Origin of the sequence: Streptomyces sp. NPDC058880 (genome assembly GCF_042742535.1) — a bacterium.
GTDB lineage: Bacteria > Actinomycetota > Actinomycetes > Streptomycetales > Streptomycetaceae > Streptomyces.
On the sequence record NZ_JBHYMC010000002.1, the window covers coordinates 154,290 to 179,556 of the forward strand.

Below are 25,267 nucleotides of genomic sequence, written 5' to 3' on the forward strand. Positions count from 1 at the left end.
GGGACTCTATCCATGCCGCGGGCAAGCAGGGCAGTCGCATCCGGGACAGCAGTGGCACACTTCGGCTGTGATTCGGGAACCAGCTGAGCTCAGCATCGACGAAGACGGGAAGGTCTCGCTGCCTATCGGACTCCTGGCGGAGGCAGGCCTTGGCACCGGGTCCCGCATCATGGCGTTCAGCGACGGGGACGGCCGCATCGTGCTCCAGCGGGAGGCAGATGCCTTGGAGAGGTTGCTGCAGGAGGGGACTCTGTGAGCTGAACCCTACAGCGCGCCCGTTTCAAGATGCTCGAGGACGGCCCGCATATCGGCCGCGTCCATCCCTGCGGCAACAGGGGCTTCTTCCTCCGGATCGCTGAGCTCGCGCACTGCGGGGTCGTCCAGGATCCTGCCCATGAATTCCAGCTTCTTCGCCAGTCTCATGGCGACGATCTCGTCGACCGTGCCCGCGGCTGCGAGCACGGTGATCCTGGTCTCGACGTCAGGACTCAGCCCAAGGCGGTGGATGCGGTCCAGGCTCTGCAGAAAGCGGCCAGCCTGGAAATCGCGATCGATGTAGACCGCGTCATGGCAGTCCTGGTGCAGGCTGATGCCTTCTCCGAGGGTCGCAGGGTTCGAGATGAGGACGGAGCAGTCAGGATCCTCCCTGAACCGGCGGAGCTCTGCTTCTCGGTCCTGGGTGCCACCGTGGACCGCAGCAGGCTGGAAGGGCGCCAGCAGCCGCTGCAGAGACGTAATGCTGCGGACGAAGCTCGCCCAGACCAGGGTCTTCCGCCCCAGTGAGGCATTCTCCGCAACGATGGCCAAGACCTCCTTGTACTTGGGTGCCACCTCGTACTCCGGAAGGCGGTGGAGGAGTTCCGACAGAGGGGCGTTCTCCGAAGCCTGCAACGGCGGGACGCGGAACTCGAGAGGCTCGTACCGAGTCGATCCGCCTACTAGAAGGGCAGGGCTGGTCGCAGCCATCAACATGCGCAGCACTGCTTTGCCGAGAGCCTGGAAGTCCATGCGGTCGGCAGCGGCCCTCGCAGAGACCTTGCCTCCAGCCTTGAGCGCCTCGTAGATCTCTTCGTGCAGAGGCGGCATCGCCAGCCGCCGCAGCCGGAGCTCTACTGGCGGCAGCCCCAGCTCTGCTTTTGTCGTACGAGTGAACATGGGTCTCAGCACCTGGCTCGCATAGGCGAGGTCGCCGCCGTCGACGGCCTGGGTCACCACTCTGCGCCCGTGGCCTGGCCACACGAAGGACAGGAGGTTCTCCAGGTCCTTGGCACCGTTCGGTGCCGGCGTGCCGCTGAGGATCATGCGAACGCGGCTGAGCGGACCGAGCGCGAGGCAAGCTGCGCCCCAGACACCGGCCCCCCCCAGCTTCATCCGGTGGGCTTCGTCGACGACAAGCATTGCGGGAGCTGCTCTGAGCCAATCGGAGAGCGCAGGCAGCGCCCCGTGCAGGCGCTCGTAGTTGACGATGAGGAGATCGGCAGAAGGAGGAGAGCCCTTGCCCATCACATGCGCCTGGAGCGGCTCAGCAAAGCACGCATCGGCTTCGTACCGCCATGCTTCGAACGCCGACTTCGGGCTGACCACGAGGATGCGGGACACCTCGCCCCGCTCTCTCAGTGCTGAGAAGACGGCCAGGGAGACCCGGGTCTTCCCAGCTCCGGGCACGCTGAAGTTAGCCCCGTTGCCCATCGAGAGCAGCCGAGCCGTGTCTCGCAGCTGGAACGGGGCCAGAGGGGCCTTCCAGCTTGCCCCGAGCAGGGTAGGGATCTGGTCGGCAGTGACAGCGTCCTCGCCAACCTCACCGCTGAGCAGCCTCTCGGCCGCGTCAGCGGTGTCGAGCATCTCTGTGACGAGACGCCGGAAGTCCTCCTCCCAGACGACGCTTTCCGGTTCAGGCCAGGAAGCCAACGCGCTGATGCTCGCAAGGAAGCTGTCCACGGGGACTGCGGCCGACAACCGGTCTGTCATCCGTCCGCTGGGAAAGCTGGCGATCATCTGCCCGAGAGCACTGCGGCAGGCAGGCACCGTCCTCAGCGATGCCCGGGTACGGGTGATGTCGAACCCGATCGTCAGACTGGGCTCGCCTGCCATCTAGCGAGCCCTCCCGAGAGTCTCGATGAGCCAAGTCACCCCGTCACCGGGATCCTGCACAGTGCGCTTGGCTTCAAGCGCGAGCTTCTGCAGTTTCTTCCGGAGGTCGGTGACGGCGTCGTCGAAGGCGTCCTCGTCAAGGCTGCTCTGAGCCCGGGACATGACGAGATCCGTGATGCACTGCTCGATGTCCCGGCCTGCATCGGCCAGGCGGGCGGGTGCTGCCTGCTTGCGCTTCTGGATGCGTGCATCACGGCCGGCGAATGTGATGGCTTCATCCATCGCATCGCGCAGTCTTTTTGCCTCCTTCTGCGCTTCATCGGCAGCATCCTGCTCAACAGATCCGCCAGGCTGGATGGCGACCCTCAAACGCAGAACGGTGTCGGTCAGCGATTTGGCCGCACTGAGGTCGGCGGAGGGGCCCTTAACCGCCCTACCCAAACCCGGGATGGCGGTACTCGCAGCAGGCCCGGCCGGTGCACTGCCCTCGGGAAGCACCTTCGACAGGTAGCGCTGGTTGAAGTCGTGGCCGATGAAGCGCACGTCGGTCTTGGCGAACCCGAGCAGCATGGCAGCCAGCCGACTCTCCAGCAGCAGCTCGGCCTTCTCCGGGTTCGTCGCGTACTGCTTGACGTAGGCGCGCTGGAGCTCGCGGAACTTCTCCGCCTGGTCCTCGAACGCCACCAGAGACAACTGGCCGCCAGCCGACCGGCTGCGTTCGATCAGCGACTCGATGTTCGCCAGCACCCACTGGTCCTGCCGGCACCGCTCCGCTGTTGTACGGAAAATTGAGGCGATTACCGCCAAGGGCGTCCCCCGGTCAACGAGTTCCTGCACCGCAAGGAGCCGGTTGATGTACGAGTAGTCGCGGCGGTGCTCCTTGCGCAGCTGCAGGGACAGCTCGATTGCCGCGATGTCCTGCCAGTCGCAGCTCTCCGGCAGGACGGCCACGCGCATCTCGTGCGTGGGCCCGTACAACTGGACCAGACCTGCGCGGCGGGTGTTGCCGTTGACGAGGACGCCCTCACGGGTGATCAGGCCGGGATCTGTCTGGCCGTACTCCTTCAGGCTGGCGACTAGTTCGTCGAACTCCGGATCCGTCCTTGCCGGATCCGCGGGAAGCACCTGCAGCAGCCGGTCCAAATACGCCTGGCTCTCGCTGCTCCAGGGGTCGTCAGCCAGTGCTGCCGCCTGCTTGGGGTCGTGGCTGGACTGGGCGCGAATGCGATGGGTGGCAGGGTTGTAGTAGAGATTCCCCGCCGGCATCTGAATGACTTCCAGGTGCTCAGGGTGCCCGCGCCACTCCACCGTCAGTGTCTCGCGAGGACCGCTGCCGGCCTCGACTTCCCGCAAACGGGACCGGACCAGCGCGCGGTTCTCCTCAGCGCTCGGCGGCAGAGCGTAGTCCTGTGCCATTTCCTTGTTCCTGCTTCCCTACGTCTTGTTGTCCAGGGGCCTCTGTGTGCTGAGATCGGCTTCAGGCGGTACCAAGCTGCGAGCGCAGCTTCGCTCGCGACTCTTCAGGCAGGGAGCGGTAAGCACTCCAGAGCCGGTCCAGCGCGGTGAACTCCCGCTGGTCGTCAGCCAACCAGCCCTCCAGGACGCGGCGATCCGAAGGGCTGAGCACTGCCGCTGCCCTGATGACCTCGCCGAGATCCGCCACTAGCGCACGGCCGCCGACTCTGCACCGCCGGCACTCAGTGACCAACTCCGTTGTCCGGCCTCCACCAGGCTTGATGACCTCTCTCCGAGCGATGTCGAGCTGGGCGGCTTCGTCTGTGCCGTCGTACAGCTCACCGGGGGTGATACCGCAGGAGCGGCACATGTTCCCGTCCCTCGCCAGAACCTCCCGCCGCCGTCCTGCGCCGATGGCTGCAGTGCCGGCCCTGCGTGTCGCCCGCCCGGGCAACCAGACCGGATCGCCCTGCTCGACGAAGCGCTGCTCGTGAGAGTCCAGCGTCGCGTCCTCGCGGTTCGTATCGATTCGCCATCCGAAGTCCCGTAGGTCCCTCATGCGGCGGTCGACCTGCGAGACACCAGGGAAGGCAGCACGGAGCTGCTCCTTGGTGAACGTCTTGCCCACTCCGACCTCGGATACGAGCCATAGCGCAGCACGCTTCATCGTTCCCAGGCCGGGATCCAGCCAAGAGGGCAGGGGTGCTTCCATTCGAGCCAAACCTCCTCGGAAGGGCAGTGAAAGGCGCCAACGGCCCCAACAGCCACCCATTACTAGCACGGAAAGCGCTATCGATTCCAGCGATCAGGCATCTTTACAACACCAGTAAAGATGGCCATCCAGATTGCCCGGAATGCGACGCTTCAGCCACTTCAGTCACTCGCTGAAAATAGTCCGCCCGATGGCTGGAGAACCCGAGGCCTCGCACCCCGTGAACGGATAGGCTCAGACCGATTGATCGTCTCCGTGCGCAGCCCCGGCAACCGGAAGGGGTCCCTTCGCTGTGCCAGCTTCAGGCCATATTGGAAGTTCCTACGCATCCGGCACTACTGGCGAGGTAAAGGAGTTCGCCGCAGCCCTGCGGATCGTCATCCAGTACGTCCAGCCGGGAGCCGCCTTGCATGTCGCAGCGGAGGCCCTGCATGTTTCGCCGTCCCAGCTGTCCCACTGGCTCCACGGGCGGCGACTTCCCGGCAGGGATGCGGTACACCTCATGTCCGAGCTGGCGCAACAGGGCGCCTACCGCATGGGAGTAGCGCTTGAGCTCGGACCCGCCGAACTCCAAGCACTGCTGTGCGCAGCCCGGCGGTCGAAAGGGCACCCTTCAGCCGACTGCACCTGTTCGGAGGGGGACCGGCGCAACGGGGCGACATCCAGCGAGGGGGACCGGCGCAACAGCCACAGCGCTTCGCCGGTGGGCGCCGACCAGCTCGACGCACCTCCAGACCTCCCCGGGGTGCTGGCCGAAATGAAAGCCGACCAGAGGATCGCCCTGCTTGCCGACCTGGCCGCCTCATGGGAAGAATCAGAAATCGCCCACGCAGCCGACAAACTGGCACGCGCCGGGATGGAGGCGGAAATGGAGGCGCTTATCCGTTACGCGAGAAAGGCAGGAAAGGATTCGACAGAGATAGCGGTCGCTCTCGCCATGCGCCGCATTCGGCTAGGATGATCCGCGTCGCAAATCCTCGCAGGTGACAAAATGAGGTCCGAGTAAGTTTTCACTCGGTTCCACCGCTCCACGCGCGCCATTGCATATCGTCAGTCACAACACGGGAAAGGCCCGGCCGCCTGGCTACCAACCTGAGCCGGCGCCTTCCCCGCCGAAACATCCCGACTAGTTCACTGATCAGGAGCTTCGCATTGAAGTGTAAGGCTGTCCTGGCACTCCTTGCCAGGAAGATCAAGGCTGCCCTGCACCGCCCTCCCCGCGTCGGCGGCGCCTCCGAAGGGGCGGTGCAGGGGTGGCCCTCGCCGCGGGCGCGGCGCCGGCTGCGGTTCCTCCGCTGGGTGCTCACCGTCCAGGCACTCAAGGGCGCAGTGTCAGCCGTAGCGGGTGTAGCAGCCCTCTGGCTGCTGCGGTCCTTCATCGACCTGATCCTGCATCTCTGACCGGAGGGCGGGGCAGGAAGGCCGAACCGCCGGCAGCGACCGGCGCCTGATGCTGGCGGCGGTCTCCCCGGGAGCCATCTGGGAGCCTATCCACTCCCCAAGTCCCTCCCAGACCATCTGAGACCGCCCCACACCAACCTCCTGACCTGCGGAAATGCCATCGCTGCTGGCAGGTTCCGCAACCGAACCTCGTTCGGGACGAAGAGGTCGTGGGTTCAAATCCCGCCACCCCGACTTCGTAAGACCAGGTCAAGGGCCTGATCCGCATCGCGGATCGGGCCCTTCCTGCTTGCCGGGGCCCGTCAGTAGGGGCGGGGTGACATGATGTGGGGCTCTGTGGCCGGGGCCTCGAAGACGCAGCGGGGGATGCCCGGGCCGGGGGTGGCACGGACGGAGACCTTCGTCGGGGGGTCCGTCGGCAGCTCGACGCGGACGGTCACGGGGTGGTCGTGGTGGGTCGTCGCATGGCCCGTCTCCTTGCCGTCGACCAGGACCTCGACGACCGCGGTGCGGCCGGTCTGGACCGTGGCGCTGACCGAGTGGCCTGCGTGGTCGATGTGGAAGTGATGCCGCCGCCTCATGGGACCGCCTCCCGCCGCTGCCCCCACCGTTCCAGCGTAGCCAACACCCGCTACGCGCTCTCGTGGAGCGCTGCCAGTTCGGTGCGGGCCAGCGACGGGAAGTCAGGGGAGGGGGCCGCCGCGGCCAGGGCGTCGAGGTGGTCGAGGACCGCCGCGACCGTGGTGAACGGGCCGACCGGGCGGAGCAGCCAGAGGCGGCCCCGGGGGCGGGGCGGGAGCCCGAGCGCGGCGAGGGCCTCGTCGGTCTCCCGGTCCAGGTCGCGCAGGTCGGGTTCGGGGAGCGGGGCGCACTCCACGCCGGTGATGTGGCCGTGACCGTCGAGTGCGGTGTCCACGGCCCAGTGGGTGGAACGGTCGGGGATCCAGGTGCGGGCCGCGGGGGGCCAGACGTACGGGAGGAAGATCCAGCGCAGGTCCTCGGGGGCCGGCTCCCAGCCGAGTGCCTCCAGCTCCCGCATCTCGGGCAGCCGGTCGGCCTCCAGTTCGCTGCGGCCGCTGCGGCGCTGTGCGAGCGGGTGCGGCGTTCCGTCCTCGTCCCACGACATGCGGGCACGCTATCCGAAGCGGTGGCGGATCCACGTGACCTGCGCGGCGGGCGTCCCCGTCAGGCGTTCAGGGGGTTGGCCGCGATACGGGTGGCCGCGCCGCCCGCGACGTAGGCGGCGGCCGCGCAGCCGGGCTTGCGCTCCGCCTGGTCCTGGACGAGGGCGGTGAAGGCGGGGCCGAAGCCGGCGCGCGGGTGGGCGGCGAGGAGCCGGGCGGTGAAGGCCGGGGCGAACTCGGCGAGGCGCAGGCCGGAGACGTCGGCGCTGGTGCCCACCTGGAGGAGGTGGCTCTCGGCGTCCTGCGCCGCGCTGACGTCGTCCCGCATGTGCCGGACGATGATCTCCTCGGCGCGGGCCCGGCGGTCCGCCGGCCAGCCCAGGCCCGCCGTCAGCACGCGCGCCACGTGGCCGCCCGCCTCCTCGAAGGGCAGGGTGTGGCTGTCGAACGGCGCGGTCAGGCCCAGGTCGTGCAGGAGGGCCGCCACGTAGAAGAGCTCCCGGTCGTACTCCAGGCCGTGGTCCTGCGCGTACCGCGCGCCGAAGGCGTAGGAGCGCACGCTGTGGTTGAGCAGCGCCGTGTCCGCGTACTCCGAAGCGATCTCCAGGGCGGCACGGGCCGATGTGGTGTCGAGGGTCCACGTCATGGCACGTCAGCGTAGGCGGCGGGTGAAGTCGACGTCCGCCGGGGGCTCCCCGGGCCAGGACAGCCGGGTCGGCACGGTCGGGGTCTCGGCGAGTACGGAGCCGCGCGAGACCACGTAACGGGGCTGCACCTGGCGGCGAATCGCCTCCTCGGGCGTGGGCGCGGGCAGCAGCACGAAGGAGGCGGGGGCTCCGGCGGTGATGCCGTACGCGTCGGCGCCGAGGCCGAGCACGCGTGCCGCACGGTCCGTCACCATCGAGAAGGCCACCGGGATGTCGTCGGCGCCGGTGAGCTGGGCGGCGTACAGGCCGACAAGGGCGGTCTGCAGCGGGTTGGCGGTGCCGAGGGCGTTCCAGGGGTCCATCACGTCGTCGTGGCCGAAGGCCACGTTGACCCCGGCCGCCAGCATCTCCCGGACCTGGGTGAGGCCGCGCCGCTTGGGGTAGGCGTCGAAGCGGCCCTGGAGGTTGAGGTTGGCGAAGGGGTTGGCGATCAGGTTGATGCCCGAACGGGACAGCAGCCTCTGGAGTTTGAAGCTGTAGGCGCCGTTGTAGGAGCCCATGGCCGTGGTGTGGGAGGCGGTGGCCCGCTCGCGCAGGCCCGAGCGCAGGGCGAGGGTGGCGAGCACCTCCACGAAGCGGGACTGCTCGTCGTCGATCTCGTCGCAGTGGGCGTCCACCCGCAGGCCGTGTTCCTCGGCCAGTGCGAAGGCGGTGTGCAGCGAGGCGACACCGTCCTCGCGGGTGTCCTCGAAGTGCGGGATCGCGCCGACGACGTCCGCCCCGCGGGAGACGGCCTCGCGCAGCAGTGCCTCGCCGTCCGGGTAGGAGACGATGCCCTCCTGGGGGAAGGCGACGATCTGCAGGTCCATGACGTCCCGCACCCGGTCGCGGACCTCCAGCAGCGCGTCGAGCGCGGTGAGGGACGGGTCGGTGACGTCGCAGTGGGTACGGACGTGCAGGACGCCGTGGGCAGCCTGCCAGCGCAGCACCTCGGTGGCCCGCGCGACCACGTCCTCGCGGGTCAGGGTGCGCTTGCGCTCGCTCCAGCAGGCGATGCCCTCCCACAGGGTGCCGGAGGTGTTGGGGCGCGGCTCGCCGGCGGTCAAAGCCGTGTCGAGGTGGATGTGCGGTTCGACGAAGGGTGCGGTGAGCAGGCTGCCGTGCGCCTCGACGAGGACGCCGGTGGCCGGCGGTTCCTTCTGGTCGTCGTGGGGGACCACCCGCGCGATGCGGCCGTCCTCCCCGACCTCGACGTCGGACAGGCCTGGTGTGTGGAGCAGCCGGGCGCCCCGGACGATCATCCGCATGGCGCCAGCGTACGGACGAAGGCGGTCGGCCGCGCTCGTTCAGCCGCGCCTGGCCTGGGCCTTCTGCTGCATGCCGCGGGTCTTCGCCGCCGTGGAGTGCGGGTCCTTGACCGCGGCCTTCGCACGGGCCTGGGCAGCCGTGTTCTTCGCCAGTGCGCGTTCGGATTCCTGGTGCATGTGGTGGCCGGTGCGGGCCTTCTTGGCCATGATCGTTCCTCCTTGGAGTACGGGTTCCACTGTGCGCCCGTTCGGAGCAGTCGGCACCCCGGGGGGCGCTGCGGCCACAATGGGCGCATGACCAGCGACAGCGAGATCACCCCCGACATGCCCGACTGGGAGAAGCGGTTCCGCGCACCGCGCGTCGGGCTGCCCGAATGGGCCGAGGACGCCCCGGACCGTTCGCTCTTCGTCTCCAACGCGACCGGCACCTTCGAGATCTACGCCTGGGACCGCGCCACGGGTGTGCAGCGGCAGGCCACCGACCGCCCCAACGGCACCACCGACGGCACCCTCTCCCCCGACGGCGAGTGGATCTGGTGGTTCTCCGACACCGACGGCGACGAGTTCGGAACCTGGGTGCGCCAGCCCTTCGCCGGCGGCCCCGACGAGCCCGCCACTCCGGGCCTCGAACCCTCCTACCCTGCGGGGCTGGCCATCGGGCGCGACGGCACCACGGTCGTCGGGCGCTCCACGGACGAGGACGGCTCGACCGTCCACGTGGTCCGCCCGGACGGCTCGGAGCCCGCGGTGATCTACCGGCACCGGGAGTCCGCGGGCGTGGGCGACCTGTCGCGCGACGGCACCCTGCTGGCCATCGAGCACACCGAGCACGGCGACGCCATGCACTCCGCCCTGCGCGTCCTCACCCTGGACGGGAGCACCGTCGCCGAGCTGGACGACTCCCGCGGCGGGACGGAGGAGCTCGGTCTGGAGGTGCTCGGCTTCGCCCCGGTCGCGGGCGACACCCGGCTGCTCATCGGCCACCAGCGGCGCGGCCGCTGGGAGCCGCTGGTGTGGGACGTGGCCACGGGGGCCGAGCAGGATCTCGCGATCGACCTGCCGGGCGACGTCAGCGCCGAGTGGTACCCGGACGGATCCGCGCTGCTGGTCGCGCACAGCTTCGAGGCGCGCACCGAGCTGTGGCGCTACGACCTGGCCGCGGGGGAGCTCGTACGCGTGGACACGCCGCCGGGGACGGTGTCCGGGGCCACCGCGCGGCCCGATGGGACGGTGGAGTACCTGTGGTCCTCGGCCGCCGAGCCGCCGGCGGTGCGGTCCACCGCGGGCGGGGCCGTACTGGATCCGCCGGGCCTGCGGCCGCCGGGCTCGCTGCCGGTGGAGGACGCCTGGGTGGAGGGTCCGGGCGGCCGGATCCACGCGCTCGTCCAGCGTCCGTCGGGGCACGGCGACGGCCCCTTCCCGACGATCTTCGAGATCCACGGCGGGCCGACCTGGCACGACAGCGACGCCTTCGCCGCGACCCCGGCGGCCTGGCTGGACCACGGCTTCGCGGTGGTCCGGGTCAACTACCGGGGCTCGACGGGATACGGCCGCGAGTGGACCGACGCCCTCAAGCACCGGGTCGGCTTGATCGAGCTGGAGGACATCGGGGCGGTCCGCGCGTGGGCGGTCGCGTCGGGCCTCGCGGACCCGGAGCGGCTCGTCCTGTCGGGCGGCTCCTGGGGTGGCTACCTGACGCTGCTGGGCCTGGGCACGCAGCCGGAGGCCTGGGCCGTGGGCCTGGCCGCCGTGCCGGTCGCGGACTACGTGACGGCCTACCACGACGAGATGGAGGCGCTGAAGGCCCTGGACCGCACCCTCTTCGGCGGTACCCCGCAGGAGGTCCCGGACCGGTACGAGGTCTCCTCCCCGCTGACCTATGTGGACCGGGTGAAGGCCCCGGTCCACATTGCGGCCGGCGTGAACGACCCGCGCTGCCCGATCCGGCAGATCGACACCTACGTGGACCGGCTCGTGGCGCGCGGGGCGGTGCACGAGGTGTACCGGTACGACGCCGGGCACGGCTCGCTGGTCGTGGAGGAGCGGATCAAGCAGGTACGGATGGACCTGGAGTTCGCGCTGAAGCACCTGCCCGCCCGACCCTGAGGACCGGTGGCCGGTGCACCCCCCGTACCGTGGTGGGGTGCACCGGTTTCTCCTGACCCCGCGCTGGTGGGGGATCAACGTCTTCGTCGCGCTCGCGGTCCCCTTCTGCCTGTTCATGGGGTCCTGGCAGCTCGGCCGGTTCGAGGCGCGGGTGGACAGCCACCGGGAAGCGACCGCAGAACGGCCCGTCGACCGGGCGGCCGCGCCCCTGGACTCGCTGCTCCCGGTCGACACGGAGACCTCCGGGCGGATGGCTTCTGCGTCCGGGGAGTACGGCGAGCAGTTGCTGGTGCCCGAGCGGCGGCTCGACGGCGCGACCGGTTTCTACGTCCTGACGCTGCTGAAGACCGACTCCGGCAAGGCCCTGCCGGTGGTCCGGGGCTGGCTGCCCGGTGCCGCGGACCCCGCGAAGGCGCCGGCCGCGCCGACGGGCCGGGTCGAGGTGACCGGCGCCCTGCAGGCCTCGGAGAACTCGGGGACGAAGGGGGTCCACGCCCAGGGGGGCCTGCCCGCCGGACAGCTCGGCGTGATCGCCGCGGCCACTCTGGTCAACATCGTCCCGCACGACCTGTACGACGCGTGGCTGACCGTGCAGACCCCGGTGGACGGGATGCTCCCGGTGCCTGCGCAGGCGCCGACCAACACCGGGCTCGACCTCAAGGCCTTCCAGAACCTCGGCTACACGGGCGAGTGGTTCGTCTTCGTCGCCTTCGTGCTCTTCATGTGGTTCCGGCTCTACCGCCGCGAGGTGGAAACCCTGCGCGACGCGGAGGCGGGCCTGCTCGACCCCGCCGACCCCGCCAAGCCCGCCGACCCGGCCGACCCGCCTGCGCAGGATCAGTCGTCGACCGGGATCGCACCCGTCCGGTAGACCGTGCCGCCGCAGGCGTCGGGGATCGACGTCCGCGTCGTCGGCGCGGCGCTGGTCCGAGGGGTGTGGGACACCTCGACGACGCTCGGCGCCTGGGGCGTGCCCGTCTGGGGCTCCGACGCGGCACCGCTGCCCGGGGCGCCCGAGGTGCCCGCCGAACCGGTCTGCGGCGGCTTGCCGCCGCCGTCCGAGCCGTTCGCGGCACAGGGCTCGCCCGGCGGCACCCACGCGAAGCGGACCTCGTAGGACTTGTTCGGCGCGAGCACCACCACCGAAGGCTGCGCCGACGGGTCGGGCAGCAGACCGCTGCCCGGGTCGCCCGCCGCGTGGTCGACCACGGCGACCCCGGAGCCCGGGACCAGCGTCGCCACGGGCGCGGAGGCCGCGGTCACGTTGTCCCGGCCGGTGACGGCGCAGCCCCGGGAGGAGACGTTGGTGACCCGGAAGCCGCCGGCCACCCGGCCGTCGCCCTCCGGGTTGCGCACGTAGCCCACGACGCCCAGCTGCTCGGCGCCGCATCCGGGGACGCCCGGCGAAGCCACCGGCGGCAGCGGGCCGGTGCCCGCCGCCGGGTCGGACGCGGAACCTGCCGGGCCGCCCGGGTCGCCGGTGCCCGCCGGGCCCGATGCCGGTCCTCCTGTCGTGGCACCGCCCTGCGAGGCGTCGGGCTGCCCGGTGGCACCGCCCGCGTCCACGGAGCCGCTGAGGGAGCCGCCGGCCTTCGGGTAGGCGCCGTATCCGTTCTGGTGCGGGTCGGAGGCGCCGCTGTGTTCGTCACCGGAGTGCGCCTCGTGCCCGGCCACGGTCCGGCGGTCCGCGTCCGTGCCCTCGCCGCCCGCGAGGTGCAGCGCGGCCGGGATCGCGGTCCCCGCGATCAGCGCGGCCGCGGCCGCGCCGACGACGGCCCGGCGCCTGCGGGCCCGGCGTCGCGCGGGTACGGCGTGCAGGATCCGCTCCAGCGCGTCCCCGGAGGGCCGGATGCCCTCGACGGCGCCGCGCAGCAGGATCCGCAGCTCGTCCTCGCCGCTCGCGCCGTCCGGCGCGGTGTGGTCGTCCCTCATGACTGCGCAGCCTCCATCGCCACCCGCAGCGCGGCAATGCCCCGCGATCCGTACGCCTTGACCGAGCCGAGCGACACTCCCAGCGTCTCGGCGACCTGGGCTTCCGTCATGTCCGCGAAGTAGCGCAGCACCAGCACCTCGCGCTGGCGGCGCTGGAGTCCCCGCATCGCCTTGATCAGATCGTCCCGTTCCAGCTGGTCGTAGGCGCCCTCTTCGGCGCTCGCCATGTCCGGCATGGGCTTCGACAGCAGCTTGAGGCCGAGGATGCGGCGGCGCAGGGCGGAACGCGAGAGGTTCACGACGGTCTGGCGCAGGTACGCCAGGGTCTTCTCGCGGTCGCGGACCCGGTTGCGCGCCGAGTGCACCCGGATGAACGCCTCCTGCACCACGTCCTCGCAGGAGGCGGTGTCGTCGAGGAGCAGCGCGGCGAGGCCGAGGAGTGAGCGGTAGTGCGCCTGGTAGGTGGCCGTGAGGTGGTCGACGGTGGTGCCGGCCACCACGTCGGCCGCTCCGGCCTCGTCGGCTCTGTCGGCCTCGTCGGCCCTGTCGTGGGCCTTGCCGTTCGCTTCCGCGTCACCGCTGTCGCGCTGTTCGGGCACGAGACCGCCGGGGGTCCGTGCGGGGGCCTGTGGGGTCCCCGTCGGAGGGACGGGAACGATCACGGGAAGACCGCCGCCGGGCGTGCGGACGTCCCGGCGCGGCGGGAGGACCCCCGTGCGTGCCGGCAGGACGGCCGATTCGAGCAGTGCCTGTGCCACGCCTGTAGGACACGCGTCCCCCGGTCAGGGTTGTACGCGCGCAGAGGCCTCGGCAGGGAACTCCGTATTGTCCTCATGCGTACCCGCTCTTCCCGATTGCCCCGTCCAGCGAAACGGCAGTCGGGCCATCACCTTGATCAAGGGATCGGCACCGATCCTACAAAGCGAATTACGCACATTCACCTGCGATCAGTTCCGCGATCTGTGTGGCGTTCAGCGCCGCGCCCCGGCGGAGATTGTCGGCGCACACGAAGAACTCCAGCGCGTACGGGTCGTCGAGCGCGGCCCGCACGCGCCCCACCCAGGCCGGATCCGTCCCGGCGGCGTCCACGGGGGTGGGGAACTCCCCCGTCCCGGGATCGTCCACCAGCACCACGCCGGGCGCGGTCTCCAGGATCTCCCGGGCGTGCGCCGCCTTGACCTCGTTCTCGAAGCCGGCCCGCACCGTCAGCGAGTCACCGGTCAGGACCGGCACCCTCACGCAGGTCACCGACACCGGGAGCGCCTCCAGTTGAAGGATCCGGCGGGTCTGCGCGCGTACGGCCAGCTCGTGCGAGGACCAGCCGTCCTCGTTCAGCTCGCCGCACCACGGCACCACGTTCAGGGCCAGGGGAGCCGCGAAGGGTCCGGTGTCCTCGCCCACGGCACGGCGCACGTCGCCGGGCTGCTCGCCCAGGGAGGTCCCCGCGACCAGCGACAGCTGGCGGCGCAGCGCCTCGGAGCCGGCCCGGCCGGCCGCGCTCGCGGCCTGGTACGTGGAGACGGCCAGCTCGGTCAGGCCGTACTCGGCGTGCAGCGCCCCCAGCGAAGCGATCATCGCGGCGGTGACGGTATCCGGGCTGGCGACGATCCCGCGCGGCCTGATGCGTGCCGCGTGGGCGTTGATCTCGGGCACCACGAGCGGTACCTCGGGATCCTCCCGGAAGGCGGCGGACTGGTCGACGACGACCGCGCCGCGCGCGGTGGCGACGGGCGCCCAGCGGGCCGAGACCTCGGCCGGGGTGAGGAAGAGCGCGACATCGCCCGCCCCGAGGCCGTCGAAGGCGTCCTCGGTGAGGGCGAGCACCTCGCACTCCTGTCCGCGGACGGACAGCATGCGGCCGGCCGACCGCCCGGAGGCGATCAGCCGTATGTCGCCCCAGACGTCAGCCCGCTCGGACAGCATCCGGAGCAGGACCGAGCCGACTGCTCCGGTCGCCCCGACGACGGCGAGAGCCGGAGCCGGGGCCGACCGGGCGGCGGTCATCGTCCGGTGCCTCCGTAGACGACGGCCTCGTCGCTGTCGGAGTCGAGGCCGAAGGCCGTGTGCACGGCGCGGACGGCCTCGTTGACGTCGTCCTGGCGGGTCACGACCGAGATGCGGATCTCCGAGGTGGAGATCAGCTCGATGTTGACGCCCGCGTCGGACAGCGCCTGGAAGAACGAGGCGGTGACGCCCGGGTTCGTCTTCATACCGGCGCCGACCAGGGAGATCTTGCCGATCTGGTCGTCATAGCGCAGGGAGTCGAAGCCGATCGCGCTCTTCGCCTTCTCCAGGGCGTCGATGGCCTTGTGGCCCTCGGCCTTGGGAAGCGTGAAGGAGATGTCGGTGAGGCCCGTCGAGGCCGCCGAGACGTTCTGCACGATCATGTCGATGTTGATCTCGGCGTCCGCGATGGCGCGGAAGATCGCCGCGGCCTCACCCGGCTTGTCCGGGACGCCGACGACCGTGATCTTGGCTTCGGAGACGTCGTGAGCGACTCCGGAGATGATGGCGTGCTCCACCTGCTCGTCCCCTTGCGGATTCTCGTTGCTGACCCAGGTGCCCGGCAGTCCCGAGAAGGACGAGCGGACGTGGATCGGGATGTTGTATCGGCGTGCGTACTCGACACAGCGGTGCAGCAGCACCTTGGAACCGGAAGCCGCCAGCTCCAGCATGTCCTCGGAGGAGATCCAGTCGATCTTCCGGGCCTTCTTCACGACGCGGGGGTCGGCGGTGAAGACGCCGTCGACGTCGGTGTAGATCTCGCAAACCTCGGCGTCCAGTGCCGCGGCGAGCGCCACGGCGGTGGTGTCCGAGCCTCCGCGGCCCAGCGTGGTGATGTCCTTGGAGTCCGCGGACACGCCCTGGAAACCGGCGACGATGGCGATGTTGCCCTCGTCCAGCGCGGTGCGGATCCGGCCCGGCGTGACATCGATGATGCGCGCTTTGTTGTGCACCGAGTCGGTGATGACGCCTGCCTGGCTGCCGGTGAACGACTGGGCCTCGTGGCCCAGGTTTTTGATCGCCATGGCCAACAGGGCCATGGAGATCCGCTCTCCCGCGGTCAGCAGCATGTCGAATTCGCGTCCGGCAGGCATCGGCGAAACCTGCTCGGCGAGATCGATCAGCTCGTCCGTCGTGTCGCCCATCGCGGACACCACCACGACCACTTGGTGGCCGTTCTTCTTGGCGTCCACGATCCGCTTGGCGACACGCTTGATGCCCTCGGCATCGGCTACGGAGGAGCCTCCGTACTTCTGCACGACAAGGCCCACGTGCGCTCCTCGGTCAGTCCGTCTCATTGCGGGTGCAGTCTAACGAGCGACCGGGATCCGACCTCCCCGTACCGCATCATGAGACGAAAAGATCACAATCCGGGTTCCGTGCCGGAGGGTCACGTGCGGCCCAGGCCGCCGAGCTCCTCCGCCATGACCTTCCCCGCCTGCTCCGCCAGGTCGTCCTCGGTCAGGTCCTCGTCCGTGTCCAGGCCGTCCAGGGCCGCCAGCGGCTGGTTCAGGCGCACGTGCGAGATCAGGGACTGCAGGGCGCGCAGGGTCGCCGAGGCCGTCGGGCCCCAGTTGGTGAAGTACGAGAACTGCCACCACCACAGCGCCTCGGTGATGCGACCCGCCTGGTGGTGGATGAGGCCGTGGCGCAGGTCGGCGACCACGTCGGCCAGGTCGTCGGAGATCCGGTGGGCCACCGGGGCCTTGCGCGGCTCGTACGGGTCGAAGACCTCGGAGTAGACGTCGACCGGCTCCAGCATGATCGCAAACCGCTCGCGCAGGTCGTCGACGTCCGGTTCCGGGCCGAGATCGGGCTCGTAGCGCTCTTCGGGCAGCACGTCCTGGTACGCGCCCAGTCGCCCGCCCGCCAGCAGCAGCTGGGACACCTCCAGGAGGAGGAAGGGCACCGCACTGTCCGGATCCTCGCCCTTGGCGACCTCGGTGACCGCGACGATGAACGACTCGATCTGGTCCGCGATCGAGGCGGCGAAGTCGTCCGGATCCTGGCCGAGAGCGTGCAGCGTTGCGTCAGACATCGAGAAGTCGCCTTCCTTCAAAGGCCCGCCCCAGCGTGACCTCGTCCGCGTACTCCAGATCTCCCCCGACGGGGAGCCCGCTGGCCAGGCGGGTGACCTTCAGGCCCATGGGCTTGATCATGCGGGCGAGGTAGGTGGCGGTCGCCTCGCCCTCCAGGTTGGGGTCGGTGGCGAGGATCAGCTCGGTCACCTCACCGTCCGCCAGCCGCGCCAGCAGCTCGCGGATGCGCAGGTCGTCCGGGCCGACGCCCTCGATCGGGCTGATCGCGCCGCCGAGGACGTGGTACTTGCCCCGGAACTCACGCGTCCGCTCGATCGCGACCACGTCCTTCGGCTCCTCGACGACACAGATGACCGTCGCGTCCCGGCGCGGGTCGCGGCAGATGCCGCAGCGCTCCTCCTGCGCCACGTTCCCGCACACGGCACAGAACCGGACCTTGTCCTTCACTTCGAGCAGCGCGTGCGCGAGGCGGCGGACGTCGGTGGGCTCGGCCTGCAGGACGTGGAAGGCGATCCGCTGCGCGCTCTTGGGCCCGACGCCGGGCAGCCTGCCCAGTTCGTCGATCAGGTCCTGGACCACGCCTTCGTACAACGGACTGCCTTCTTTCGTCTTTCGTGGGATGGGTCGAGCGGGGAGGAAGGAGGGAGAGTACTGCTAGAACGGCAGGCCGGGAATCCCGCTGCCACCGCCCAGGCCCTGCGCGAGGGGGCCCAGCTTCTGCTGCTGGAGCGCCTGGGCGTTCTCGCCCGCCGCCTGGACCGCCGCGACCACGAGGTCGGCCAGCGTCTCCGTGTCCTCCGGATCCACGGCCTTCGGGTCGATCACCAGGGCGCGCAGCTCACCGGAGCCGGTGACGGTCGCCTTGACCAGGCCGCCGCCGGCCTGGCCCTCGACCTCGGTCCGCGCCAGCTCCTCCTGGGCGGCGGCGAGGTCCTGCTGCATCTTCTGGGCCTGCTGGAGCAGCTGCTGCATGTTGGGCTGGCCACCACCGGGAATCACAGGGCACTCACTTCCGTACGTCGGTACCGTCGGGACCTTTCGCGACCCGAGACCTGCGGAACGCTTGGTCAATCCGAGCCTACGTGCTCCCCGGGCGCCGCGCCCTACGCCGTGAGGACCAACTCTTTCGAGTGAGAGTCGGGGCCTGCGCGTACCTGATGGAGCCCTCCTTGCGAGCGGAAATCCCGGGATTCGTTGTCCATCGCCCGCCATTCGAAGGTAGGAAGAGCATGCGCATCATTGCGCACACGCGCACCACCACACGTCAGCGCAGGCAGAGGGAGTGCCGGGTGAGCCAACCGGAGATGCAGCCCGAGGGGCCACCCCGGGATCCCCGGGAGGAGGGCGGCGGGCCGATGGCGGCGGGCGATCTGACCGGCCGGCCCTTCCCCCTCGGGGACTGGGGGGAGCCCGCCGAGCGGCTCGACGAGCTCTACCGGCGGGTCGAGGCGGACGCGCTACGCACGGCCGAGTGGTACCTGTCCGACCGGGCGTGGAAGCGCCGCGGAGCGCGCGTGCTGCGCGTCGGCGCCGCCCTGGGGGCCGTCACGGGCGCCGCGATGCCGGTACTGGAACTGACCGGCTCGGCGCCGGGCGGATCGGCGTACGGGTACCTGGCGCTCCTGCTGGGCGCGGCCGCGCTGGCCTGCGACCGGTTCTTCGGACTGACGTCGGGCTGGATGCGGGACGTGGCCACGGCCCAGGCGGTGCAGCGCCGGCTCCAGACCCTGCAGTTCGACTGGGCCTCGGAGAACGTCCGCGAGGTGCTCGGGCCCACCGAGGGCACCGCCAGCGAGGCCGCCGAGCGGTGCCTGACCGTGCTGCGGCGCTTCTCCGAGGACATCACGGAGCTGGTGCGGTCGGAGACCGCGGACTGGATGGTCGAGTTCCGTTCCGGTCCCGCTCCACTGGTGATGCAGTCGCTGGGGGCCTCCGGGGCGCGCGGCGCTGACGCGTACGTCCCGCCGGCCCGCTTCCCGCTGCCGCCGGGCACCCGCCCCAACATGCCGCGCCAGCGGCCCCCCGAGCAGCCGCGCTGACCCGGTGGAGGGGGCGGGGGCGGGGCCGCCCCCGCCCACCGGCCCGGGCAGCAGGTACAAGCACAGGTACAGGTACAGGTACAGGTACAGGTCTGCAGGCAGCTCAGCTGAAGATGATCATCGATCCCTGTCCGAGACTGCGCGTCGCCGCCGCGTGCAGTCCCAGCCAGACGTGCCGCTCGCGGGCGAAGGGGCTGCCGTCGTACGGGATCGGTCCCGCCGGCTCCTCCAGCGAGGTCGGCCGCCCCGGCGGCGCGGGCGCCGCCGGCGGGTTCCCCGGGTCTATCCCGATGGAGGGAGCGACGAACACCAGCTCCCGCAGCAGCCCTTGCGCGGACCCCAGCGGCCCGCCTCCGGCCAGCAGCTCCTCGTTCGCCAGGGGCGCCGGGAAGTCGACGGGCACATAGGCGCCCGCGTGGTCGTAGTGCCACACCAGGTGCGACTGCTGAGCGGTGGGCTCGAACATCTCCAGCAGCTGTTCGTAGTCCCCGCCCAGCTCGTCCACCGGGGTCACCGGCAGGCCGCAGAGCTGGAGCAGGTAGGCGCGCCTCAGGAAGTGCAGGGCGTCGTAGTCGAAACCGGCGACCGGGGCGACGTCCCCGCTCAGACCCGGCATGTACGCGAACACGGGCACGGACGGGAGCCCGGCCTGGCCCAGCGCCTTGTCGTACGAGGCGATCTCTTCCGCGAAGGGGTTGTCGGGGCTGTGGCACAGCACGTCGACAAGGGGGACCAGCCACAGGTCACAGGCCACACGGCCTCCGATCAGTCGTTGTCGCCGATCAGGCCAGCGTAGTGCGCCGGACACCCTCCGCGAAGGGGTGCGCGGAACTGCGGCCGCCCCCAGGGGCCCGGCAGGGGTTCAGAGGCGCTCGGCCCAGGCCAGCGCGTGCTCGTTGTAGCCGTGCACGATGCGGCGGACGGCATCGGCGTCCGCCCGGGTCACGGCGTCCACCAGATCGCTGTGCCCGTCCCAGAGGGCTTCCCGCAGCTGCGGGTCGCGCTGGAGGTGGGGGACGGCGAAGACCCAGCACTGCACGCGGATGCGGTGCAGGAACTCGGTGATGTACGGGTTGGCGACGAGCCCGCTGAGTTCCCGCCAAAAACGCAGGTCGTAGCCGATCAGCACCTCCAGGGAGCCGCTCCGGGCCGCCCTGCGCGCCTCCTCGCCCCGGCGGCGCACCGACACCAGCATCTCGCCGAAGCCCGGGGTGGTGCCCCGCTCGGCGAGCCGGCGGAAGATGCCGTCCACGACCAGCGAACGGGCCTCGATCATGCCGCGGAAGTCGTCGACCGAGAAGACCCGCACCCGGAAACCCCGGTGCTGGACCAGTTCCAGCAGCCCCTGGGCCGAGAGGTCCACGAGCGCCTCGCGCACCGGAGTCGCGGAGACCTCGTACTGCTCGGCGATCTGCTTCACGGTGAACTCGGTCCCCGGGGGCAAGCGTCCCGCGAGCACCTCGTCACGCAGCGCGTCCGCGATCTGCTGGCGAAGCGTGTTGCGGGTGACAGCGCCGCTGCCTGGCATAGGGGTCCGTCTCCTGTCGTAGAGCTTCGGACACCATAGGCCAGACAGCGAGGCCGAAACCGGTCGGTCGGTGGGGATTGTGTGTGACTGTCCCGGCTACCCGGTGGTGTGGCGGTCGGCGACCGTGAGCGCCTCGTCCAGCAGGGCCAGGCCCTCCTTGGCCTCGGCCTCCGTGATGGTGCAAGCGGGGACGACATGGGTCCGGTTCATGTTGACGAAGGGCCACAGGCCGCCGCCCTTGCAGGCCGCCGCGAACTCGGCCATCGGGGTGTTGTCCGCCCCAGCCGCGTTGTACGGGACGAGCGGCTCGCGCGTCTCCTTGTCCCGTACGAGTTCCAGGGCCCAGAAGGCACCGAGGCCGCGGACCTCGCCGACCGACGGGTGGCGCTCGGCGATCTCGGCGAGCGCCGGGCCGATCACGTTCTCGCCCAGGTGGGCGGCATGCTCGACGACGCCCTCCTCCTCCATCGCGTTGATCGTCGCAACGGCGGCGGCGCAGGCCAAGGGGTGTCCGGAGTACGTCAGTCCGCCCGGGTAGGGGCGGGTCGCGAACGTCTCGGCGATGGCGGCCGAGATGGCCACGCCGCCGAGCGGCACGTAGCCGCTGTTGACGCCCTTGGCGAAGGTGATCAGGTCCGGCGTGATGTCCCAGTGGTCGGCGGCGAACCACGCGCCGGTGCGGCCGAAGCCGGCCATGACCTCGTCGAGGACGAAGACGATGCCGTAGCGGTCGCAGAGCTCGCGGACGCCCGCGAGGTAGCCCGCGGGCGGGACCATGATGCCCGCCGTACCCGGCACGGTCTCCAGGATGATCGCCGCGATCGACTGCGGGCCCTCGAAGGCGATGGTGTCGGCGAGGTGGGTGAGGGCGCGCTCGCACTCCTCGGCCTCAGTGGTCGCGTGGAAGGCGGAACGGTAGAGGTACGGGCCCCAGAAGTGCACGACGCCGGCCGCGGCGGTGTCGGACGGCCAGCGGCGCGGGTCCCCGGTGAGGTTGATCGCGGCGGCGGTGGCCCCGTGGTACGAGCGGTAGGTGGAGAGCACCTTGGCGCGGCCCGTGTGCAGACGGGCCATGCGAACGGCGTTCTCGACGGCTTCGGCGCCCCCGTTGGTGAAGAAGATCTTGTCCAGGTCGCCGGGGGTCCGCTCGGCGATGAGGCGGGCGGCCTCGGAGCGGACGTCGACGGCGAAGCCGGGCGCGAGGGTGCAGAGTCGGGCGGCCTGCTCCTGGATCGCGGCCACGACCTTGGGGTGCTGGTGGCCGATGTTGGTGTTGACCAGCTGGGAGGAGAAGTCGAGGTAGCGCTTGCCCTCGTAGTCCCAGAAGAAGGAGCCCTCGGCCCCCGCGACGGCGAGCGGGTCGATCAGGGCCTGGGCGGACCAGGAATGGAAGACATGCTTCCGATCTGCGTCTTTCACGGCGGCAAGGGTGTGCGGGGTGACATGAGGGGTCATGGCGCCACGCTAGAAGTGCGCAGGTGGGGAGGGATATCGGCGGACTGTATGGGGGTGGCGGGCCGGTCTCGGCAGTCTGTCGGCACCTCTCGGGCGCCCCTGCGCCATATTGACAGCATCCTGTCGTTATGACAGTCTCTTGTCATAGGCGCTTTTTGTGGAAGCCCTCGCGGAGGCCGCTACGGACGGCTTGCGCGGCACATCCCACGAGCATCGCCCAACCCGCCGACACCACGCTCACCACACCTTTCGGACGCGGTGAGCGCCGACGGCACCTGGCACCATCCGACGCTGGAGGCGAACCACCATGAGCGAGACCGCACGCAAGCCCGTCCACCTCGCGGTCTACGACACGTACGCGGACTGGGAGACCGGCCACACCACCGCGCACCTCACCCAGCGAGGCCACGCCGTGCGGACCGTCGGCCTCACCGCCGGAGCGCCGGTCACCACCATGGGCGGCATCCGCATCCAGCCTGACCTGGGCTTGGCCGATCTGCGACCGGAGGACTCCTCGCTGCTGATCCTGACCGGGGCCTCCCTGTGGGACGCGGGCGACGAACTGGGGCCCTTCGCGGCGAAGGCCCGGGAGTTCCTGGCCGCCGGCGTACCGGTCGCGGCGATCTGCGGAGCCACCGCCGGCCTCGCCCGCGAGGGACTGCTGGACGACCGCAGGCACACCAGCGCGGTCTCCTTCTACCTGGCCGAACAGCCGGGCTACCAAGGCTCCGAGCACTACGTCGAGGCCGATGCGGTTACCGACGGGGACCTGATCACGGCGGGCCCGACGGAACCGGTCGCCTTCGCCCGCGAGGTCTTCGCCCGCCTGGACGTCTACAAGCCGGAGGTCCTGGACGCCTGGTACGGGCTCTTCCACCACTCGGACGAGAGCGCCTACCCGGTCCTGATGGCGGCATCGGCGGCGGGCGATGCTTGAGCCGACGTCACCCGCGTCCTCCCGGACCCGGCAGGACCTGCTGAGCCGCACCGCGCTCGGGGTGTTCCGACTGAACGGCCAGTTCCTCTCCCTCTCCGAGGAGCTGGCGCGCCCCGCCGGGCTGACCGCCGCCTGGTGGCAGGTGCTGGGCGCGGTGCTGCGGGAGCCGCTGCCCGTCGCCGGGATCGCCCGCAGCATGGGGATCACCCGGCAGAGCGTCCAACGCATCGCGGACCTGCTCGTCGCCAAGGGCCTCGCCGAGTACGCGCCGAACCCGGCGCACCGGCGGGCCAAGCTGCTGCGCCCGACGGAGGAGGGCCGCGCGGCTGTGGACCGGATCGGCCCGGGCCACTCGGCGATGGCCGCCCGCCTCGCGTCCGAGCTGGGGGACGCCGCCTTCGCGGAGACGGTCCGGGTCCTGGAGCGGCTCGCCGCGGCCCTGGACACGCTGCCCGCGCCGCGTGACCCGGCCGGCCCGGCGGCCTGAGTCCCACGGGCCGGCCGTGCGGGGTCCGACTCGGCCCGGGGGCCGGGGTGGGGGCGGCGTCGAGGTTCAGGTGAGCGTCGAGGGTGGGCCGGATGCGCGCCCGGTCGGGGCCGGGTCGGGGCCCGGGCCAAGGCCCCTGCCCGGGTCCGGCGGCGCTGACCGGGAGGCAACCGGTCGGCGTCCCCACCCGTCTTTCCCGGCGGAGCTGTTCGGCCAGCAGGGGAAGGACCGCCCGGCCATGGAACAACTGCATCCGCACGACCCGCACCACGTCGGCCCGTACCAGCTGCTGTCCCGGCTCGGCAGCGGTCGCACGGGGCGGGTGTACCTCGCCCGGTCCGACGGCGGCCGTACCGTCGCGGTCACGCTGGCCCACCCCGGACTCGCCGCCCGCGAGGAATTCCGCATCCGCTTCCGCCAGGAGCTCGCCGCGGCCCGCCGGGTGGTCGGCGAGTGGGCCGTCCCGATCACGGACGCCGACACCGAGGCCGCCACCCCCTGGTTCGCCACGGACCACGTCGTCGGACCGAGCCTGCGGCGGGTCGTCGCCCACGACTTCGGCCCGCTGCCGGAACGGTCCGTACGCGTTCTGGCGGCGGGCCTCGCGCACGCTCTCCAGGACATCCACCGGGCTGACGTCGTCCATGGCGACCTGACGCCCTCGAAGGTGCTGATCACCCTCTACGGCCCGCGCGTCATCGACTTCGGCATCACCCGCGCCCCCACCGGGTGCGAAACAGGCCCGCCCCGGGCGGGCGACGCCATCGACTCCCCCGGCTTCACGGCCCCCGAGCGGATCCGCAGCGAGCCGGTGAGCGCAGCCTGCGACGTGTTCCGCCTCGGCACGGTCCTGGCGTACGCGACCACGGGACGGGTGCCCTTCGGGAGCGCGGAACGCCCCGGCGGCCACGCGGCACCCCCGCCGCGCGGCGCTGGAGTCGCCGCATCCGAACTGGCCGGCGTACCGGCCGGGTTGCTCGACCTCATACGGGACTGCCTGCACCGGGATCCAGGTGCGCGGCCGGGGCCGGCCGAGGTGCTGGCCCGGCTCGGCGCCGAGGAGACCGTGGCCGACGGGAGGGCCCTGGAGCCCTGGCTGCCGGCGCCGCTGGTGGCCGGGCTCGGCCGGCGCACCCTACGACTGCTGGACCGCGAGGACGCCGGGCCGGACCGCGCGGCGCCGCCTCCGCCTCCACCTCCGCCTCCGCCTCCGGTGCCGCCCTCCTACTCCGCGTACCCCCCGCTGGAACCGGAACGTCCGCCCAGGCCCTGGACGGCGTCCACCGCCCTGCTCCTCGCGGTCGCCGCGGTCGTCGCAGCCCTGTCCGTCGGCACCGTGTACGCGGTGATGAGCGGGGCAGAGAATCCGCGGCCGCCCGTCCCGAGCCCCGGTCCGCCGGCGCCGAAGGGCTCCGGTCAGGCCTCCGCTTCGGCTCCGGGTTCCGCTTCGGGTTCGGGTTCCGCTTCCGGGTCGGGTTCCGCTTCGGGTTCGGCTTCGGGCGCTGCCCCGGGTTCCGCGTCGGCTCCGGTGGGCGGCGGCCTGCCGGAGGCGTACACCGGCACCTGGCAGGCCGTCCGCGCCGGCCAGACCTGGTGGCTCACCCTCACGCACGGCGGGGTCGGCGAGCAGGTGATGTCCCTGACCGTCCATGACCCCGGATTCACCTGCTCCTGGACAGCGGCCCTGCGCGGCGCTTCCGACCCCGTGGAGCTGGACGCCTCCACCGTCACCTCCGGCGCTCCGCCGACCTGCACGGCGGGCGGCCGGAGCCGACTGCGGCTGCTGCCCGACGGCGCGCTGCGCAGAGAACTCGCGGGGCGCGGCAGTCCCCCGCTCGACTACCGCAGACAGTGACCCGCCCGTCCGCGCCGAGGCCGAGGGGCCCGCAGCCACAGTTCGTCGCACGGAGCGGCGCTGCCGGACACCGTGGCACGCCTTCGGTCGCTCCCCTGACCGGCTCCCGTCCGGCTCCCGCCCAAGTGGCGTGTCGGCAAGGAGTTCC

The 25,267-nt window shown here is 71.1% G+C and carries 27 protein-coding genes; 9 read left to right on the plus strand and 18 right to left on the minus strand.

Going from position 1 to position 25,267, the window contains the following annotated elements; all coding sequences use genetic code 11:
• The first annotated feature begins 67 nt into the window (after nucleotides 1-67).
• On the plus strand, nucleotides 68-256 hold the full coding sequence (locus tag ACFW2G_RS02480) for a hypothetical protein (protein ID WP_384581241.1): 189 nt from the start codon (nucleotides 68-70) through the stop codon (nucleotides 254-256).
• An 8-nt stretch (nucleotides 257-264) separates the two neighbouring features.
• On the opposite strand, the gene ACFW2G_RS02485 is transcribed toward ACFW2G_RS02480, so the two are convergent.
• The 3 genes from ACFW2G_RS02485 to ACFW2G_RS02495 form a co-directional block, all read right to left on the minus strand.
• Nucleotides 265-2,091: a DEAD/DEAH box helicase gene (locus ACFW2G_RS02485; protein WP_384446026.1), complete on the minus strand. Its 1,827-nt coding sequence runs from the start codon at nucleotides 2,089-2,091 to the stop codon at nucleotides 265-267.
• A complete protein-coding gene (locus ACFW2G_RS02490) occupies nucleotides 2,092-3,507 on the minus strand; it encodes a transcriptional regulator (protein WP_384446025.1) in 1,416 nt (471 codons plus the stop codon). It abuts the gene before it with no gap.
• A gap of 61 nt (nucleotides 3,508-3,568) precedes the next feature.
• Nucleotides 3,569-4,258, minus strand: coding sequence for an HNH endonuclease (locus ACFW2G_RS02495; RefSeq protein WP_384446024.1), 690 nt, complete (start codon nucleotides 4,256-4,258; stop codon nucleotides 3,569-3,571).
• Between the two features lie 502 nt (nucleotides 4,259-4,760).
• On the opposite strand from ACFW2G_RS02495, the gene ACFW2G_RS02500 reads away from it, so the two are divergent.
• Both ACFW2G_RS02500 and ACFW2G_RS02505 read left to right on the plus strand, forming a co-directional pair.
• On the plus strand, nucleotides 4,761-5,219 hold the full coding sequence (locus tag ACFW2G_RS02500; RefSeq protein WP_384446023.1) for a hypothetical protein: 459 nt from the start codon (nucleotides 4,761-4,763) through the stop codon (nucleotides 5,217-5,219).
• Between the two features lie 191 nt (nucleotides 5,220-5,410).
• A complete protein-coding gene (locus tag ACFW2G_RS02505) occupies nucleotides 5,411-5,659 on the plus strand; it encodes a hypothetical protein (RefSeq protein WP_384446022.1) in 249 nt (82 codons plus the stop codon).
• A 302-nt stretch (nucleotides 5,660-5,961) separates the two neighbouring features.
• Here ACFW2G_RS02505 and ACFW2G_RS02510 read toward each other — a convergent pair whose 3' ends face one another.
• Genes ACFW2G_RS02510 through ACFW2G_RS02530 form a run of 5 tightly spaced genes read right to left on the minus strand, consistent with a single transcriptional unit; the run spans nucleotide 5,962 to nucleotide 8,944 of the window.
• Nucleotides 5,962-6,240 carry a hypothetical protein gene (locus tag ACFW2G_RS02510; RefSeq protein ID WP_037920892.1) on the minus strand — a complete coding sequence of 93 codons (279 nt, stop codon included), beginning with the start codon at nucleotides 6,238-6,240 and terminating at the stop codon, nucleotides 5,962-5,964.
• A gap of 50 nt (nucleotides 6,241-6,290) precedes the next feature.
• A complete protein-coding gene (locus ACFW2G_RS02515; protein WP_384446021.1) occupies nucleotides 6,291-6,785 on the minus strand; it encodes a DUF5956 family protein in 495 nt (164 codons plus the stop codon).
• 59 nt (nucleotides 6,786-6,844) lie between these two features.
• Complete coding sequence (locus ACFW2G_RS02520) at nucleotides 6,845-7,429, minus strand: HD domain-containing protein (protein WP_384581243.1); 585 nt, start codon at nucleotides 7,427-7,429, stop codon at nucleotides 6,845-6,847.
• A 6-nt stretch (nucleotides 7,430-7,435) separates the two neighbouring features.
• The gene (codA, locus tag ACFW2G_RS02525; RefSeq protein ID WP_384581245.1) at nucleotides 7,436-8,737 is read right to left on the minus strand and encodes a cytosine deaminase; all 1,302 of its coding nucleotides are present in this window, start codon (nucleotides 8,735-8,737) and stop codon (nucleotides 7,436-7,438) included.
• Between the two features lie 39 nt (nucleotides 8,738-8,776).
• Nucleotides 8,777-8,944, minus strand: a complete 168-nt coding sequence (locus ACFW2G_RS02530) for a hypothetical protein (protein WP_384446019.1) — start codon at nucleotides 8,942-8,944, stop codon at nucleotides 8,777-8,779.
• A gap of 87 nt (nucleotides 8,945-9,031) precedes the next feature.
• On the opposite strand from ACFW2G_RS02530, the gene ACFW2G_RS02535 reads away from it, so the two are divergent.
• Both ACFW2G_RS02535 and ACFW2G_RS02540 read left to right on the plus strand, forming a co-directional pair.
• Entirely contained in the window at nucleotides 9,032-10,843 is a 1,812-nt protein-coding gene (locus ACFW2G_RS02535) for a prolyl oligopeptidase family serine peptidase (RefSeq protein ID WP_384446018.1), read from the plus strand.
• 37 nt (nucleotides 10,844-10,880) lie between these two features.
• Nucleotides 10,881-11,714, plus strand: coding sequence for an SURF1 family protein (locus ACFW2G_RS02540; RefSeq protein ID WP_384581247.1), 834 nt, complete (start codon nucleotides 10,881-10,883; stop codon nucleotides 11,712-11,714).
• Here the strand turns inward: ACFW2G_RS02540 and ACFW2G_RS02545 are convergent.
• From ACFW2G_RS02545 to ACFW2G_RS02575, 7 genes are all read right to left on the minus strand, one after another.
• Nucleotides 11,681-12,775, minus strand: coding sequence for a hypothetical protein (locus tag ACFW2G_RS02545; protein ID WP_384446016.1), 1,095 nt, complete (start codon nucleotides 12,773-12,775; stop codon nucleotides 11,681-11,683). The genes ACFW2G_RS02540 and ACFW2G_RS02545 overlap by 34 nt on opposite strands.
• Nucleotides 12,772-13,533: a SigE family RNA polymerase sigma factor gene (locus tag ACFW2G_RS02550; RefSeq protein WP_384581249.1), complete on the minus strand. Its 762-nt coding sequence runs from the start codon at nucleotides 13,531-13,533 to the stop codon at nucleotides 12,772-12,774. Before ACFW2G_RS02550 ends, ACFW2G_RS02545 begins: the two co-directional genes overlap by 4 nt.
• A 169-nt stretch (nucleotides 13,534-13,702) precedes the next feature.
• A complete protein-coding gene (locus ACFW2G_RS02555) occupies nucleotides 13,703-14,779 on the minus strand; it encodes an aspartate-semialdehyde dehydrogenase (RefSeq protein ID WP_037920883.1) in 1,077 nt (358 codons plus the stop codon).
• Entirely contained in the window at nucleotides 14,776-16,050 is a 1,275-nt protein-coding gene (locus ACFW2G_RS02560) for an aspartate kinase (protein ID WP_030838740.1), read from the minus strand. The genes ACFW2G_RS02555 and ACFW2G_RS02560 overlap by 4 nt, the downstream gene beginning before the upstream one ends.
• Before the next feature lie 119 nt (nucleotides 16,051-16,169).
• Nucleotides 16,170-16,817 (minus strand): DUF5063 domain-containing protein, encoded by a 648-nt coding sequence (locus tag ACFW2G_RS02565; protein ID WP_037920878.1) that lies wholly within the window; start codon nucleotides 16,815-16,817, stop codon nucleotides 16,170-16,172.
• Nucleotides 16,810-17,409: a recombination mediator RecR gene (recR, locus tag ACFW2G_RS02570; RefSeq protein WP_037920876.1), complete on the minus strand. Its 600-nt coding sequence runs from the start codon at nucleotides 17,407-17,409 to the stop codon at nucleotides 16,810-16,812. Before recR ends, ACFW2G_RS02565 begins: the two co-directional genes overlap by 8 nt.
• A gap of 63 nt (nucleotides 17,410-17,472) precedes the next feature.
• Entirely contained in the window at nucleotides 17,473-17,817 is a 345-nt protein-coding gene (locus tag ACFW2G_RS02575; RefSeq protein ID WP_078556344.1) for a YbaB/EbfC family nucleoid-associated protein, read from the minus strand.
• Between the two features lie 290 nt (nucleotides 17,818-18,107).
• Between ACFW2G_RS02575 and ACFW2G_RS02580 the strand changes: the two genes are divergently transcribed.
• Nucleotides 18,108-18,857 (plus strand): SLATT domain-containing protein, encoded by a 750-nt coding sequence (locus ACFW2G_RS02580; RefSeq protein WP_037920867.1) that lies wholly within the window; start codon nucleotides 18,108-18,110, stop codon nucleotides 18,855-18,857.
• Nucleotides 18,858-18,960: 103 nt separating this feature from the next.
• Here the strand turns inward: ACFW2G_RS02580 and ACFW2G_RS02585 are convergent, their stop codons facing one another.
• The 3 genes from ACFW2G_RS02585 to ACFW2G_RS02595 form a co-directional block, all read right to left on the minus strand.
• Nucleotides 18,961-19,611, minus strand: coding sequence for a hypothetical protein (locus ACFW2G_RS02585; protein ID WP_037920865.1), 651 nt, complete (start codon nucleotides 19,609-19,611; stop codon nucleotides 18,961-18,963).
• Nucleotides 19,612-19,719: 108 nt separating this feature from the next.
• Nucleotides 19,720-20,385, minus strand: coding sequence for a GntR family transcriptional regulator (locus ACFW2G_RS02590; RefSeq protein WP_037920863.1), 666 nt, complete (start codon nucleotides 20,383-20,385; stop codon nucleotides 19,720-19,722).
• Nucleotides 20,386-20,481: 96 nt separating this feature from the next.
• Nucleotides 20,482-21,840, minus strand: a complete 1,359-nt coding sequence (locus ACFW2G_RS02595) for an aspartate aminotransferase family protein (RefSeq protein ID WP_384581251.1) — start codon at nucleotides 21,838-21,840, stop codon at nucleotides 20,482-20,484.
• A gap of 307 nt (nucleotides 21,841-22,147) precedes the next feature.
• Between ACFW2G_RS02595 and ACFW2G_RS02600 the strand changes: the two genes are divergently transcribed.
• The 3 genes from ACFW2G_RS02600 to ACFW2G_RS02610 all read left to right on the plus strand — a co-directional run bounded on the left by ACFW2G_RS02600 (nucleotide 22,148) and on the right by ACFW2G_RS02610 (nucleotide 25,119).
• The gene (locus ACFW2G_RS02600) at nucleotides 22,148-22,777 is read left to right on the plus strand and encodes a DJ-1/PfpI family protein (protein ID WP_037920855.1); all 630 of its coding nucleotides are present in this window, start codon (nucleotides 22,148-22,150) and stop codon (nucleotides 22,775-22,777) included.
• On the plus strand, nucleotides 22,770-23,264 hold the full coding sequence (locus ACFW2G_RS02605; RefSeq protein WP_037920849.1) for a MarR family winged helix-turn-helix transcriptional regulator: 495 nt from the start codon (nucleotides 22,770-22,772) through the stop codon (nucleotides 23,262-23,264). The genes ACFW2G_RS02600 and ACFW2G_RS02605 overlap by 8 nt, the downstream gene beginning before the upstream one ends.
• Before the next feature lie 238 nt (nucleotides 23,265-23,502).
• A complete protein-coding gene (locus ACFW2G_RS02610) occupies nucleotides 23,503-25,119 on the plus strand; it encodes a serine/threonine-protein kinase (RefSeq protein ID WP_384581253.1) in 1,617 nt (538 codons plus the stop codon).
• The last annotated feature ends 148 nt before the right edge of the window (nucleotides 25,120-25,267 follow it).